Consider the following 14,293-nt stretch of genomic DNA (forward strand, 5'->3'; position numbering starts at 1 on the left):
CCGACGCCAGCGCGCAATTTCCCGACGACGATAACAATCGTCTCTGTTCGCATGGGGCGAATTGCCTCAACAGAGTCATTTTGAGGTCGTTGGGTTTTAGCACGACATTGCTGCATGTTTCTAGGGCATGTATGTGCTGATTTTTGCTTTTTAACCTGATATTGCACGGTTTTGACCTCGAAATGACTTGCAACTGACCGATGTTCTAACTAGCTACCAAGGGCGAAAGGAAACAGCCATGAGCAAGGAAAAAGTCGTTCTCGCATATTCCGGTGGTCTTGATACATCCGTATGTGTCAAGTGGCTCCAGGACGAGAAGAATCTCGATGTCGTTTGTGTCTGCGGCAATGTGGGCCAGGAGGAGACCAGCCTGGATGCCAAGAAGCAGAAGGCTCTCGACCTGGGCGTTCTCGATTGTCAGGTGCTCGACCTGCGCGACGAGTTCTCCGATGAGTTCCTGACCAAGGCCATCGCTGCCAACTCCATGTACGAGAACAAGTACCCGCTGCTCTCCGCCCTGTCTCGCCCGCTGCTCGCCAAGAAGCTTGTCGAGGCCGCTCATGAGTTTGGCGCGACCTACGTCGCCCACGGCTGCACCGGCAAGGGTAACGACCAGGTTCGTTTTGAGGCTGCCGTCAAGGCCCTCGACCCCGAGCTGAAGGTTATCGCCCCGGTTCGCGAGTGGGATTTGAAGTGCCGTCCCGACGAGGTCGCCTATGCCCACGCCCACAACGTGCCGGTTCCCGAGGGTGCCAACGACAACCCCTATTCCATCGACGACAACCTGTGGGGTCGTGCCATTGAGTGCGGCCACCTGGAGGATCCCTGGAACGAGCCGCTCGACGACGCCTGGGTTATGACCAAGAATCCCGAGGACACGCCCGACACCCCGACGTATACCGAGATTGAGTTTGAGGCCGGCAAGCCCGTCGCCGTCGACGGCAAGAAGATGAAGCTCTCTGAGATCGTCATCGCCCTCAACAAGATCTCCGGCGACAACGGCTTTGGTCGTCTGGACCTGGTCGAGGATCGTCTGGTGGGCCTCAAGAGCCGCGAGTGCTACGAGGTTCCCGGCGCCCTGACGCTCATCACCGCCCACAAGGCGCTTGAGGACATCTGTGTCGAGGGCGACCTGCTCAAGACTAAGATTAAGCTCGAACAGGATTGGGCTACCGCCGTGTACAACGGCCAGTGGTACAGCCCACTCAAAAACGCGCTCGACGCCTTTATGGCCGATACCCAGAAGTTCGTGACCGGTACCGTCCGTCTGAAGTTCTTTAAGGGCAACTGCCATGTCGTCGGCCGCAAGAGCCCCTTCAGCCTCTACGACTACGGTCTGGCTACCTACGACCGCGACACCACGTTTGACGAGAAGGCCAGCGCCGGCTTTATCGAGATCGATACGCTGTCGCTCAAGACGTGGGCTAAGGTCCAGGGTCCCAGCTCTGCTGCCGCCCAGGCTTAAAGGCCCTTTCTTTGGTATCCGCGCGGCCCATCCGCGTGATACATAACGGGCGCACGGGGTCCCTACCTTTCGTTATGCTTGCTGACACTTCTTAACATCGGTGGCCCCTACGTACCGCCCGCATATATGATGCCGCGTCTGCGGCTGAGTCCGAGCCCCGCCGGGGTTGTCCGGCGGGGCTCCTTCTATCAATTTGGCGGCTCTGTGCCTATATATATGAGGAGTATCCATTATGCTCAATGCTATCGCGCATGCTTTACTTGCCCTTGCACCCGAGTTCGATGCTGCAAAGGTCGAGGACGTTCCCATGAGCCTGAAGGCCTGGATCGATGGTTCGCAGGGCAACATCCGGAGGGAGACGTTGGGCGCCAAGTGCTTGGCGCGTCACTTCTTTGCAAATTAGCTACATGGCCCCGCGCACGGTGGGGAATGTGTAAAACTAGCGGTTGATAAATCGCTTTGGCGACAGGGCGCATTGCTTTGGGCGCTTGTTTTGGAATTTGATGAAAGGAGACGGTTCCATGGCTCTTTGGGGCGGTCGTTTTGAGGCGGGCGTGGCCGAGGTCACGCAGGAGTTTGGTGCGTCGCTGCCGGTCGACAAACATCTCTATAGGCAGGATATCGCCGGCTCTAAGGCGCATGCCAAGATGCTGGCCGCCCAGGGCATCATCAGTGCCGAGGACGAGCAGGCGATTGCCGAGGGCCTGACCGGAATCGAACAGGATATCGATGCCGGCAACTTCACCTTCGATATCAACGATGAGGACATTCATATGTCCATCGAGAGCGAGCTGACGCGCCGCATCGGCGAGGCCGGTAAGCGCTTGCATACCGGGCGTTCGCGCAACGACCAGGTGGCGACCGATACGCGTCTGGGCGTCAAGGCGCTGGCCAAGGAGCTCATGGAGGCTAATCTTGAGCTGCGTCATGTGCTGGTGGATGCGGCCAAGAAGTACGAAAAGGTGATTCTGCCGGGCTACACGCACATGCAGCATGCTCAGCCCGTGCTGCTGTCGCATCATCTGCTGGCGTATTCCTGGATGTTCGCGCGCGACTTTACACGCCTGAAGGCCGCCTTTGATGCTGCCGATAACTGTCCGCTGGGTGCTGCCGCGCTTGCCGGTACGAGCTATCCGCTCGATCGTCAGATGACGGCTGCCGAACTTGGCTTTGCGGGTGTGATTCCCAACTCGCTCGATGCGGTTTCCGACCGTGATTTCCTGCTCGATCTGCATTACGCCGGCTCCGTCATGGCCATGCACCTGTCGCGTCTTTCCGAGGAGATCGTGCTGTGGTCGAGCTCTGAATTTGGCTTTATCACGCTTTCCGACTCCTACTCCACCGGCTCGTCCATCATGCCGCAGAAGAAGAATCCCGACTTTGCCGAGCTTATCCGCGGCAAAAGCGGCCGAGTCTATGGCAACCTGGTTCAGCTGCTCGTGACCATGAAGGGCCTGCCGCTTGCTTATAACAAGGACTTGCAGGAGGACAAGGAGGGCGTTCTCGATACTGTCCATACGCTCATGCAGTGCCTGTCCGTTATGGCCGGTATGATTTCGACCTGGACCGTCAACGAGGATGCCATGGCGCGCGAGTGTGGTGTGGGGCATCTTGCCGCCACCGATGTTGCCGATTACCTGGCCAAGCGTGGTCTGCCGTTCCGTGAGGCGCATGCCGTGGTGGGGCATCTGGTCCTGATGTGCGAGAAGCGCGGCTGCAATCTTGAGGACCTGCCGTTTGAGGTGTTCCAAGAGGCAAGCCCGCTCTTTGAGCGCGACATTACCGAGGCGCTCGACATTCCGTCGATTGTCGCCGCGCGCACGACCGAGGGCGGCACTGCTCCTGCCGCCGTTGCCGTGCAGCTGCAGCGTGCCGAGGCACAGCTCGTGGCCGACGAGGGCGTGTTTGGATCGCTGACCAAGGTCGTCGAGATGGGTCACGGGGCAAAGTAGGGGTTTGGCTGAAGCCGTTTTGGCCATGTATTGATAAATCGGTTTTGCTTTACGGACGTCTGCTGATGTGGGCGTCCGTATTTTGTTGCTATGGGGGAGAGGCTTGTCGAGAACTTCTGTAGGACCTTTGGGCAGGTTGTGAAGGGGGTACGTTCGCGGGTGGCAACCGACCGTCTGCTCTGTTCGATGCGGTTGATGGGCGGTCGGATGGTACTCTAATCGGGCTTCGAAACAGAAGTGACACATATGGAGCGCTTTAATAAATTGTAGCGTTTCAATATACAGCTTTTTGTTTAACTGCAGCTAAAACTCTGTTACGATGCAGTCCAGGCGGGTGCCGGAATGGGACTTGGGCACGCGCGAACCTACTTGAAAGGCTACCTTATGGCTATCGAGAAGACCTTCATCATGATTAAGCCCGACGCCGTGCGCGACCGCAAGATCGGCGAGATTGTTGCTCGCATTGAGCGCAGCGGCCTTGTCATCGATCGCATGGAGATGACCACGCTCGAGCGCGCTACCGTCGAGGAGCACTACGCCCACTTGGCAGACAAGCCCTTCTTTGGCGGTCTCTGCGACTTTATGACGAGCGGTCCGGTCGTCAAGATGGTCGTTTCCGGTCTTTCCGCTGTCTCCAAGATGCGCACCCTTATGGGCGCTACCAACCCGCTTGATGCTGCCCCCGGCACCATCCGCGGCGACTTCGCTGTCGATGTTAACGCCAACGTGATTCACGGCTCCGACTGCTTGGAGAACGCCGAGATCGAGATCAAGCGCTTCTTTGGCTAAACCAGCTTTGACTCCTTAAAGCTGTTAGCGTGTGGCTTGGGCGCCGCGGAACTCCATCCGCGGCGCTCTTTTTTATTCCAAAATCTATTAAGGGGCCCGCTCGGACATGTGTTCCGAGCGGGCCCCTGCTGTTAGCTTGTGGCGCTGAGTGGTTTAGGCCTCGTCGACGATCTTAAGGCCGCGCGTGTGGTCGATCTCGTTGAGGAGGTTAACACGACGCTCATGACGACCGCCCTCAAACTCGGCGTCGAGCCACTCGTCGACAATCATCTTGGCAAGCTCGGAGCCCACGACGCGGGCGCCGAAGGCGAGCACGTTGGTGTTGTTGTGCATGCGGGAGAGCTTGGCGCTGAAGGGCTCGGAGCACACGACGGCGCGAACGCCCTCGACCTTATTGGCGGCCAGGCTGATCCCGACGCCGGTGCCGCAGATGAGGATGCCCAAGTCGACGTCGCCGTTGGCAACGGCCTTACCCACCTTGTAGCCGGCGATGGGGTAATCAAAGCTCTCGGAGGTGTCGGTTCCAAAGTTCACGACCTCACAGCCGCGCTCCTTCAGGTGCTCGGAAATGATGTTCTTGAGCTCGACGGCGGCGTGGTCGTTACCGATACCGATCTTCATGAGTGGTTCCTCTCTGGTCCGTGCGGCGGAATTGCTAAAGGTGTTTACCGCGTTCGACTGCATGATAGCGCGACTTTTGCGTAAACACTCGGGCGTTTTTTGGTCAAACGCTTTAGCAACAACAAGCATCAACTCATCACTAAAATGCCGTCAATTTTCTTCTGGCGGCCGTCTGCCGGAACTCGTCTTGCGGTTTTTGGCGCCTTGTTATCAAATAGAGAAGTTGATTACTTGCAAGAGCAACCCGTTATGTATGTAGGAGATGGCCATGCCCACCGATTCCATCCGCGACGCCGCGTTTTGCGATGTCTTGAACCGCGAGCTTGTCTGTGCGCTCGGCTGCACCGAGCCTATTGCCGTTGCCTATGCAGCGGCGTTGGCGAGCCAGACACTCGGTTGCGAACCCGATCATATGGATGTTGCCTGTTCGGGCAACATCATCAAGAACGTTAAGAGCGTGACCGTGCCCAACTCGGGCGGTATGCACGGTATTGAAGCGGCGGCCGTGCTGGGTGCCGTGGGCGGTGACGCCAAGAGCGCGCTCGAGGTGCTCGAGAGCGTTAACGACGAAGATCGTGCTCGCGTGACCGAGCTCCTCGCCGATGCCGGTTACTGCGATGTGTCGCTTGTCGAGGGTGTGCCCAACCTCTATATCAAGGTGACTGCCACGGCCGGGGGCCATACCGCGGTCGTCGAGATTACCGACCACCACACGAACGTCACGTGCCATACGCTCGACGGTATTCCGGTGTGCGGCAAGTCGGCGGGGGAGTGCGCCTCCTGCGCCGAGCGCGTCGTGGCCGAGCGGGCGGCAGATAACGCCGACACGCCCATGTCGATTGAGTCCATCATCGACTTTATCGAGGACGGCGACATCGAGGACGCCCGCGCTGCCGTTGAGCGTCAGATTGAGCTGAATGGCGCAATCAGTGCCGAGGGCCTTGCACACGCTTGGGGCGCCGAGGTGGGCCGTACGCTGCTGGGCGCTCGTGCCGATGACGTCGCCTGCCGTGCCCGTGCCCGTGCGGCCGCCGGGTCCGACGCCCGCATGAACGGTTGCGCGCTGCCGGTCGCCATTGTGTGCGGCTCGGGCAATCAGGGCATTACCTGCGCATTGCCCGTCATGGAGTATGCCGAGTACCTGCGTTGCGACCACGAGCGCCTGGTGCGTGCCGTGATGCTGTCTGATCTTATTGCCGTGCATATCAAGAGCTATATTGGTGCGCTCTCGGCGTTTTGCGGTGCTATTTGCGCCGCGTGTGGTGCCGGCGCTGCGATTACCTGGCTGTGCGGTGGCACGCGCGAGCAGATTGGCGCGACGGTCTCGAACACGCTTGGCAACGTGGGCGGCATCGTGTGCGACGGCGCCAAGGCGAGCTGCGCCGCCAAGATTTCCGCGGCCGTTGATGCGGCAATTCTGGGTCACGATATGGCCATGCAGGGCCGCGGTTTCCGCGCCGGTGAGGGCCTGATCCAGGATACTGTCGAGCAGACGATCGCCAGCATGGGCTACGTGGGCCGTGTGGGTATGAAGGACACCGACGTCGAGATCCTCAACATCATGATCGGCAAAACACAGGTCTGTTAGGACAGTTCGTCGGCTACTTGGTGTTCGTAGAAGGCCTCGATTACGGCGTTAAATTCGCGGGCGAAGTCTTCCATGGTTCCGTGCCAGGTGGCGCGTCCCGGTTTTCCCTGGCCAACATAGGCGGTTTGAATGCCGCAGGCGGGGCTGGGGAAGTCGCGCTTGGGGTCGTTGCCCACCATAAGGACCTCGTGTGGCTCGAGCCCCATCACCTGAAGCTGCTCTAGATAGTAGGCGGCATCGGGCTTGCAGCGGGTGGCGTTACCCATGTGCGTGACGAGCTCAAAGGGGGCGTCGGCCAGGTCGCCCCAACCCATGCGGCACTCGATGGCCCCTTGCGGAAAGCTGGGGTTGGTAAAGAGCGCGCAACGCAGTCCTGCGTCCTGTACGGCCTGGAGCGCGTCGTGTGCGCCCGGCATGGCATGGGCGTTGATGGCGTCGTCATTCTTGTGCGGAAGAACTTCGCGGTCGTAGTAGGTAAAGGCCTCGTAGATGAGGGGGTCGGAGAGGCAAATCCCGCATCGGCGCTCAACCTCGGTCTGGTAAAACTCAAGATTGGTGCGATTGTCCGTGCCGCTGCGGCGATTGGCGTTGAGGTCGACCAAGATGGTGCCGAGGCGCGCCATAGTGCCCCCGCGGCTGCGACGTCCGATATCCGCGAGCATCGACGAGACATCCTTAAAATAGCGAAGGATGAACGCGTTGAGGTTAATGCTAAGAAGCGTCTCGTCCATATCGAAAACGACTGCTTTGAGCACGCGGGCACCTTTCTCGAAAAATCGTTCCAGAATCGTATGTCTGGGATACTTTACCCCAAAGCAGTATGCCTAGCTGCTTATCGTCAACTTGTGGAGACGGTCGTTCACAAGATTGCGAAAAAGTCTCCATACGAGTAAAAAATCGCAGTTCACGCTTGAAATCGAAGTGATTTCCCCGTAATCTATACGAACGTGATTGCATAAGCGTCACATCAGTATCTGTCGGCTCCCGAGTGTTCCTAAACGTTGTGTGCTTGTCGCACCCTTCTGTAGGTCCTAGCAATCGGGGCCCCGTAGTTCGAAAGGGGTCCACCTTTGAGTGAGATTCAGAACTCGTCCATTTTCTCTCTTGACGATGTCAACGAGGAGGAGATGAACAGCCTCATCGACGGTACGATTACCGACTTTGATGAGGGCGATCTCGTTAACGGCACTGTCGTTAAGATCGAGCATGACGAGGTGCTCGTTGACATCGGATTCAAGTCCGAGGGCGTTATCCCGGTCCGCGAGCTGTCCATCCGCAAGGACGCTAACCCTGCAGACATCGTTGCACTCGGTGATCCCATCGAGGCTCTGGTTCTCCAGAAGGAGGACAAGGACGGTCGTCTGGTCCTGTCCAAGAAGCGTGCCGAGTACGAGCGTGCTTGGAACCGCATCGAGGAGAAGTTCAACTCCGGTGAGAACGTCGAGGGCGAGGTTATCGAGGTTGTCAAGGGCGGCCTGATCCTCGACATCGGCCTGCGTGGCTTCCTGCCCGCTTCCCTCGTCGACCTCCGTCGCGTCAAGGACCTCACCTCCTACATGGGCACCCGCATCGAGGCCCGCGTCATCGAGATGGACCGCAACCGCAACAACGTCGTCCTCTCCCGTCGCGTCGTGCTCGAGGAGTCCCGTAAGGCCGAGCGCTCCGAGATCCTGTCCAAGCTCAAGTCTGGCATGCGTCTCCAGGGCACCGTTTCCTCCATCGTCGACTTTGGCGCCTTCGTCGACCTCGGCGGCATCGACGGCCTCATCCACATCTCCGAGCTCTCCTGGAACCACGTCAACCATCCTTCCGAGGTTGTCAAGGTCGGCCAGGAGGTCGAGGTCGAGGTTCTCGACGTCGATCTCAACCGCGAGCGCATCTCCCTGGGTCTCAAGCAGACCACCGAGGATCCGTGGCGCGCGCTGGTCAAGAAGTACCCCGTCGGCGCTATCGTCGAGGGCACTGTGACCAAGCTTGTCCCGTTCGGCGCTTTCGTCGACCTGGGCGAGGGCATCGAGGGCCTGGTGCACATCTCCGAGATGGCTAACAAGCACGTCGACCAGCCTTCTCAGGTCACCCACGTGGGCGACAAGGTTCAGGTCAAGGTCATGGAGATCGACCTCGACCGTCGTCGTATCTCTCTGTCCATGAAGTCTGCTGCTGAGACTCTGGGCGTCGAGATCGAGGTTACCCCGCTGCCTTCCGAGAAGAAGGACGAGGAGACCGACGCCGAGTAAATCGGTTTGACGATCACTTGTTTTAAGGGATCCGTCCGCAATGGACGGGTCCCTTTTTGCATTTGGCGCCGAAATGCGCAATGCTTCTCGGGCTGTCCACAGGCTAGTGGGTTGTCGGTGCATGAAAAATGCCGACATCCCGCCTCGGGGAGGAGACGGGAACGCACCGAGTAGACGGAGGGGTGCGGAGCGCGGTCGCGTCTCGACTGACGACGTTGCCCATCGACGACCCTATTGTACTGTATAGCGTGGTTCTTGGTTTATCGTGTCGAACGCTTGTGTTGTGCCATTGCTTGCGGCAACTGTGTGCTACACTCTTGCACTGCTGAGTGGGCCAGACGGTCGCGCGATGTGCTGCTTGCAGCACGCGTGAGGAAAGTCCGGGCTCCAGAGGGCGGGATGCCGGCTAACGGCCGGGCGGAGTGATCCGACGGAAAGCGCCGCAGAAAAGAAGACTCCCACCTGCGCCGCAAGGCGTAAAGGGAAAAGCTGAAACGGTGGTGTAAGAGACCACCAGCGTCGTGGCAACATGGCGGCTTGGCAAGCCCCATCCGGAGCAAGCGCGAATAGGAACGCTATGGGCCGGCCCGGTCCGCGTTCGGGTAGCGTGCGTGGAGCTGCACGGTAACGTGCAGACAAGATAAATGACCGTTCACGACAGAACCCGGCTTATCGGCCCACTTGGCATTTTTGTTACCCTGACAATCGATATGCCCTTTGCCGTATTATTGAGGCTGTTTGTTGCTTTGCTTGTTGTTGAGGGGCTTTGTTGGACAGCTATTTTACTCTGCAATCGAATATTGAGGTTTCGGGCGAGTTTGTGGACCGCAAGAGCCGGTTTATTGCCCATCTGGTCCATATTGAGTCCGAGGACGAGGCGAATGCCTTTATCGAGATGGTTCGCAAGCGTCATTACGACGCTCGACACAATGTTCCAGCGTGGATTTTGGTCGATGGACGTGAGCGTCAGAGCGATGACGGTGAGCCGAGCCGCACGAGCGGCATGCCGACGCTCGAGGTGTTGCGCGGCGCAGGGCTCAAAAATGTTTGCTGCGTGGTGACGCGCTATTTTGGCGGCACGCTGTTGGGGCCTGGTGGCTTGGTGCGCGCCTATACCGCGGCGACGCAGGCGGCGGTGGCAGCTGCTCAGGCGGCTGGGCAGGTCGTAGAGATGACGAGCGTCGTGCCGGTTGACGTGCATGTGGCCTATCCGCAGTATGAACAGGTGCTTCGTTTGGCGCAGGATTCTGGTGCCAAGGTTTCGGATACCGATTACGCGGATGCCGTGACACTTCATTTGGTGTTTAAGGCGGGGGAGCAGGAGCCGTTTTGCGCCAAGATGCGCGAGCTTATGGCGGGGCGCGAGGAGATCGAGGTCGGCGCTCCCGAATTTTCCGAGTTCTAACGGCGACGGCCGGCGTGCTTTTGGATGGATCCCAAGCGCGCCGACCGTCGTTTTATGTTGCTGCCGTTTACTCGGCGAGCTGCTTTAGCACATCGCAGGCGATCTCGATGGCATCGTCGATGCAGCCGGGGCAGCTGCGGAGCGGACCCTTATCCGATCCGACGCCCTTGAGCGTGCCGCAGACGGTCGTCGTGTTCTTCTCGCCAAAACGCTTGGCGATTTCACGCGACAGCTTGTAGGTCTGGCCCTTGGTCTTGGGGTTTTCCATGCCGTCGCTCATTACAAAGCCCATGATGGCCACGGCGCCCGAGATGGCGCCGCAGGTTTCGGTCATGCCACCCATGCCGGCGCCAAAGCCCTCGGTGAGGGTAAAGGCGGTCTGGGGGTCGAGCCCGACGGCGGGCGCGAGCGTGCAGGCGACGGCCTGCGCGCAGTTAAAGCCGCGGGCGTGGTATTCGGCAGCCTGAGCCTGACAGGTGGTGATGTCGAGCTGGGCCGTATCGATTTGCTTCATCGTTGTCTCCTTGATCACGGTGTACCCGCCTATGGTACCCTTGCCGTCGCATTCGCTTGTCGAGACCGCAGTGCATATCTCATTGTTTTTCGCCATCGAACACTTTCTTAAGATTTGGGACAAATAAACTTGATTAATTTGTCCCATAACCTATCGGCGGGATGGGTTGAGAGGGGTGCGGGGTAGCGGTATCGTGAACCGAATAAAACGTAACCCAGGCAAGGGAGCAAGATATGAGCGAGCAGACTATCGGTACCACATGTGTTCAGGGCGGCTATCGCCCGGGCGACGCGGAGCCGCGCCAGGTGCCCATCTACCAGTCCACCACGTGGAAGTACGACACGTCCGAGCACATGGGCAAGTTGTTTGACCTGGAGGAGTCGGGCTACTTCTACAGCCGTCTGCAGAACCCTACGTGCGATTTGGTCGCCGCCAAGATCTGCGAGATGGAGGGCGGTACCGCTGCGATGCTCACGAGCTCGGGCATGGCTGCGAACTTCCTTGCGATCTTTAACGTTGCCGGTGCCGGCGATCACGTGGTCGCGAGCTCTGCCATCTACGGCGGTACCTATAACCTGCTCGCCCATACCATGGAGCGCATGGGCCTGACCTGCACGTTCGTTGCCCCTGACTGCACCGACGAGGAGCTCGAGGCAGCATTTGAACCCAATACCAAGCTCGTCTTTGGCGAGACGATTGCCAACCCCGCCCTTGCCGTGCTCGATATTGAGCGCTTTGCCAAGGCCGCGCATGACCACGGCGTGCCGCTGATGGTCGACAACACCTTCCCGACGCCCGTGATGTGCCGTCCCTTTGAGTGGGGCGCCGACATCGTTACGCACTCCACCACCAAGTACATGGATGGACATGCTGCCTACCTGGGCGGCGTAATCGTCGACCACGGCCAGTTTGACTGGATGGCCCATGCGGACAAGTTCCCGGGTCTCACCACGCCCGACGAGAGCTACCACGGCGTGACCTATGCCGAGAAGTTCGGTCGCGAGGGTGCCTTCATTACCAAGGCAACCGCTCAGCTCATGCGCGACCTCGGCCCCATGCAGAACCCGCAGGCGGCGTTTTTCCTGAATAGCTCGCTCGAGAGCCTGCATGTGCGTATGCCGCGTCATTGTGAGAACGGCCTGGCCGTTGCTAAGTTCCTGCAGAGCCATCCCAAGGTGCGCTTTGTAAGCTATCCGGGCCTGGAGGGCGATAAGTACTATGACATCGCTCAGAAGTACATGCCTAACGGTACCTGCGGCGTGGTGAGCTTTGGCTTTAACGGTGGTCGCGCGGCGGCCGAGACCTTTATGAAGAGCCTTAAACTTGCCCAGATCGCCACGCATGTGGCTGACGCCCGCACCTGCTGCCTGCATCCCGCTAATGCCACACACCGCCAGATGAACGATGAGGAGCTCATCGCCTGTGGCATCTCCGCCGACATGGTGCGCCTGTCGTGCGGCCTCGAGGACACGGCCGATCTGATTGCCGACCTTGAGCAGGCGCTTGAGCAGTGCTAGGCTAGCGTTCGCACAAGGCGCCGATGCTGGCAGAAAGCTTCGGCGACCTTTAGTTCCGATTCCGTAGGCGGGGCCCCAATCGCGGCTGTTTGCAGGCGATTGGGGCCCCGCTTTTTGCGTTGGGCCACTCGAAAGGATGGATATGGAGAAAACTGCAGAGCAGCTGCGCCGCGAGCACATTGCCCTTGAGGGCGACACCCATGGCAAGAACAAATGGGCGATTCTGTTTACCGTGCTCATCATGACGTTTATGTCGTGTCTGGATTCGACCGTCGTGACCGTGGCGTTGCCCGTGATGCAAAAGGAGCTGGGCGTGGGCCTCGACCGCATCCAGCTGGTGAGCTCGGTGTACCTGCTTGCGACATGCGTGGCTATGCTGCCGTTTGGCCGTCTGGGCGACGTGCGCGGCAAGGTGGGCGTATTCCAGCTGGGCGTAATCGTTTTTACGGCCGGCTCGCTGCTTTGCGGCCTTTCGAGTTCGCTCGAAGTTCTTATTCTGGCACGCATTGTGCAGGGCGTCGGCTGCGCGGCGGCCATGGCTAACAACATGGGTATCATCACCGAGTCGTTTCCGGCGCGCGAGCGCGGCCGTGCCATGGGCATCCTTGCGACCTTCGTGGCCCTCGGCATGATGTGTGGTCCCGTGCTTGGCGGCATGCTGGTGGCGAGCTTTCCCTGGGAGAGCATCTTCCTCATCAACCTGCCCATTGGCGTTATCTCGTTTATCGTGGGGCTCTACACGTTGCCGCATGTTAAGCCGGAGGCCGGCGAGCGCCCCATGTCCCTGATCGAGGCCGCTCGTCGCTGCTTTGCAAATTCGGCCTTCACCATCAACCTTGCTTGCATGCTCATCGTGTTCGTTGGTATTGGCGCATCTGAGTTTATCCTGCCGTTTTATTTTCAGGACGCCCACGGCTTTGGTTCCGACATTTCCGGACTGCTCTTTTTGGCGCTTCCGATGGTGAATGCTTTTATCGGCCCGCTTTCGGGCACGATTTCCGATCGTATTGGTTGCGAGGGCCCCACGGCCGTTGGCCTGGGCGTGTACGTGTGCGGGCTCTTTGCAGTGAGCACGCTCGACGAGCATTCATCGATCCCTGTGATCGTGTGCTGCGTCGCATTTATGTCGTGCGGTACGTCGATTTTCCAGAGCCCCAACAACTCGCTGTACATGGGCTCGGCTCCGCGCGAGGCACTTGGCTTTGCAGGTAGCTTGGGCAGCTTGGCGCGCTATGCGGGCATGGCGCTGGGTATTACGGCAGGTTCGCATATCCTCTATGGGCAGATGAGCGTGGCGATGGGCGAGGCCGTGACCAGTTTTGTTGCAGGCCGTCCGGATGTATTCCTATTCGGCTTTCGCTCGGTGTTCTATGTGTTGATGGCCGTGGCCGCTGTGGGCTTTGCGCTTGCCATGGTGCGTTTGGTGAAGATGCGCGCTCGTCATTAGCGTGTTGGGAGGCTGTCTGCCACGAATCGCGCCGTCCCAAAAAGACTGGTTTGTGGTGCGATGCGGCTTGTGGGGCGGGCGGGGGTCGGTCCGTGGTAGACTATCGAACAACGTTTATTAATCGCGCGGTATCGTTGCCGCGAGAAGGGGTTGCGCCATGCAGGAGCTTGAGGATCGTATTCGCCATGACGGCATCGTAAAGGCCGGTAACGTCCTTAAGGTTGATGCCTTCCTCAACCACCAGTGCGACGTTGAGCTGTTCGACCACATGGGCGCCGAGTGGGCCCGTCTGTTCAAGGATGTCGAGATCAACAAGATTCTGACGATTGAGGCTTCGGGCATTGGTATGGCTTGCATTGCAGCCCAGCACTTTGGCGGCGTGCCAGTGGTCTTTGCCAAGAAGGCACAGTCCATCAACCTCGACGGCGAGCAGTATGCCACGACCATCTACTCCTTTACCAAGCAGAAGGAGTACCCGGTCATCGTTGGCAAGCGCTTCCTGTCCGAGGGCGACAAGGTCCTGATTATCGACGACTTCCTGGCCAACGGCTGCGCACTCGAGGGTCTTATCAAGATCTGCGAGGCTGCGGGTGCCGAGGTTGCCGGCATTGGCATCGCGGTGGAGAAGGGCTTCCAAGGCGGTGGCGATAAGCTCCGCGAGCGCGGCTTCCGCGTTGAGAGCCTGGCCCGTATCGCCGATATGGACTGCGAGAACGGCGAGATCACCTTCGCCTAAGCGCGCAACACAAGCGATTGGT

Annotated in this window: 13 protein-coding genes and 1 other RNA gene; 11 read left to right on the plus strand and 3 right to left on the minus strand. The window is 59.2% G+C overall.

Going from position 1 to position 14,293, the window contains the following annotated elements; genetic code table 11:
* Nucleotides 1-238 precede the first annotated feature (238 nt).
* From DWW12_RS03365 to ndk, 4 genes are all read left to right on the plus strand, one after another.
* Nucleotides 239-1,465 (plus strand): argininosuccinate synthase, encoded by a 1,227-nt coding sequence (locus tag DWW12_RS03365; protein ID WP_117854978.1) that lies wholly within the window; start codon nucleotides 239-241, stop codon nucleotides 1,463-1,465.
* 232 nt (nucleotides 1,466-1,697) lie between these two features.
* The gene (locus tag DWW12_RS09815; RefSeq protein ID WP_158564366.1) at nucleotides 1,698-1,868 is read left to right on the plus strand and encodes a hypothetical protein; all 171 of its coding nucleotides are present in this window, start codon (nucleotides 1,698-1,700) and stop codon (nucleotides 1,866-1,868) included.
* Between the two features lie 118 nt (nucleotides 1,869-1,986).
* Nucleotides 1,987-3,417 carry an argininosuccinate lyase gene (gene argH, locus DWW12_RS03370; RefSeq protein ID WP_117854979.1) on the plus strand — a complete coding sequence of 477 codons (1,431 nt, stop codon included), beginning with the start codon at nucleotides 1,987-1,989 and terminating at the stop codon, nucleotides 3,415-3,417.
* A 384-nt stretch (nucleotides 3,418-3,801) separates the two neighbouring features.
* Nucleotides 3,802-4,206 carry a nucleoside-diphosphate kinase gene (gene ndk / locus DWW12_RS03375; RefSeq protein WP_117854981.1) on the plus strand — a complete coding sequence of 135 codons (405 nt, stop codon included), beginning with the start codon at nucleotides 3,802-3,804 and terminating at the stop codon, nucleotides 4,204-4,206.
* A 153-nt stretch (nucleotides 4,207-4,359) separates the two neighbouring features.
* Here the strand turns inward: ndk and rpiB are convergent, their stop codons facing one another.
* Complete coding sequence (gene rpiB / locus DWW12_RS03380) at nucleotides 4,360-4,827, minus strand: ribose 5-phosphate isomerase B (protein ID WP_035138007.1); 468 nt, start codon at nucleotides 4,825-4,827, stop codon at nucleotides 4,360-4,362.
* Between the two features lie 268 nt (nucleotides 4,828-5,095).
* On the opposite strand from rpiB, the gene DWW12_RS03385 reads away from it, so the two are divergent.
* Complete coding sequence (locus DWW12_RS03385) at nucleotides 5,096-6,415, plus strand: serine dehydratase subunit alpha family protein (protein WP_117854983.1); 1,320 nt, start codon at nucleotides 5,096-5,098, stop codon at nucleotides 6,413-6,415.
* Here DWW12_RS03385 and DWW12_RS03390 read toward each other — a convergent pair.
* On the minus strand, nucleotides 6,412-7,170 hold the full coding sequence (locus DWW12_RS03390; protein ID WP_117854984.1) for an HAD family hydrolase: 759 nt from the start codon (nucleotides 7,168-7,170) through the stop codon (nucleotides 6,412-6,414). The genes DWW12_RS03385 and DWW12_RS03390 overlap by 4 nt on opposite strands.
* Before the next feature lie 315 nt (nucleotides 7,171-7,485).
* Between DWW12_RS03390 and rpsA the strand changes: the two genes are divergently transcribed.
* The 3 genes from rpsA (at nucleotide 7,486) to DWW12_RS03405 (ending at nucleotide 10,057) form a co-directional block, all read left to right on the plus strand.
* A complete protein-coding gene (gene rpsA / locus DWW12_RS03395; RefSeq protein ID WP_117854986.1) occupies nucleotides 7,486-8,652 on the plus strand; it encodes a 30S ribosomal protein S1 in 1,167 nt (388 codons plus the stop codon).
* Nucleotides 8,653-8,978: 326 nt separating this feature from the next.
* Nucleotides 8,979-9,340, plus strand: an RNA gene (gene rnpB / locus DWW12_RS03400) — RNase P RNA component class A.
* 78 nt (nucleotides 9,341-9,418) lie between these two features.
* Nucleotides 9,419-10,057, plus strand: coding sequence for a YigZ family protein (locus DWW12_RS03405; RefSeq protein ID WP_199570661.1), 639 nt, complete (start codon nucleotides 9,419-9,421; stop codon nucleotides 10,055-10,057).
* Between the two features lie 67 nt (nucleotides 10,058-10,124).
* Here the strand turns inward: DWW12_RS03405 and DWW12_RS03410 are convergent, their stop codons facing one another.
* Complete coding sequence (locus tag DWW12_RS03410) at nucleotides 10,125-10,667, minus strand: C-GCAxxG-C-C family protein (protein WP_233544217.1); 543 nt, start codon at nucleotides 10,665-10,667, stop codon at nucleotides 10,125-10,127.
* A gap of 137 nt (nucleotides 10,668-10,804) precedes the next feature.
* Here DWW12_RS03410 and DWW12_RS03415 point away from each other — a divergent pair, with 137 nt between their 5' ends.
* The 3 genes from DWW12_RS03415 (at nucleotide 10,805) to DWW12_RS03425 (ending at nucleotide 14,271) form a co-directional block, all read left to right on the plus strand.
* Entirely contained in the window at nucleotides 10,805-12,088 is a 1,284-nt protein-coding gene (locus DWW12_RS03415) for an O-acetylhomoserine aminocarboxypropyltransferase/cysteine synthase family protein (RefSeq protein WP_117798163.1), read from the plus strand.
* A gap of 142 nt (nucleotides 12,089-12,230) precedes the next feature.
* Nucleotides 12,231-13,535, plus strand: a complete 1,305-nt coding sequence (locus DWW12_RS03420) for an MFS transporter (RefSeq protein ID WP_117854989.1) — start codon at nucleotides 12,231-12,233, stop codon at nucleotides 13,533-13,535.
* Between the two features lie 157 nt (nucleotides 13,536-13,692).
* Nucleotides 13,693-14,271: a xanthine phosphoribosyltransferase gene (locus DWW12_RS03425; RefSeq protein ID WP_117854990.1), complete on the plus strand. Its 579-nt coding sequence runs from the start codon at nucleotides 13,693-13,695 to the stop codon at nucleotides 14,269-14,271.
* Nucleotides 14,272-14,293 lie beyond the last annotated feature (22 nt).

This window comes from Collinsella sp. AF14-35 (assembly GCF_003464565.1).
GTDB lineage: Bacteria > Actinomycetota > Coriobacteriia > Coriobacteriales > Coriobacteriaceae > Collinsella.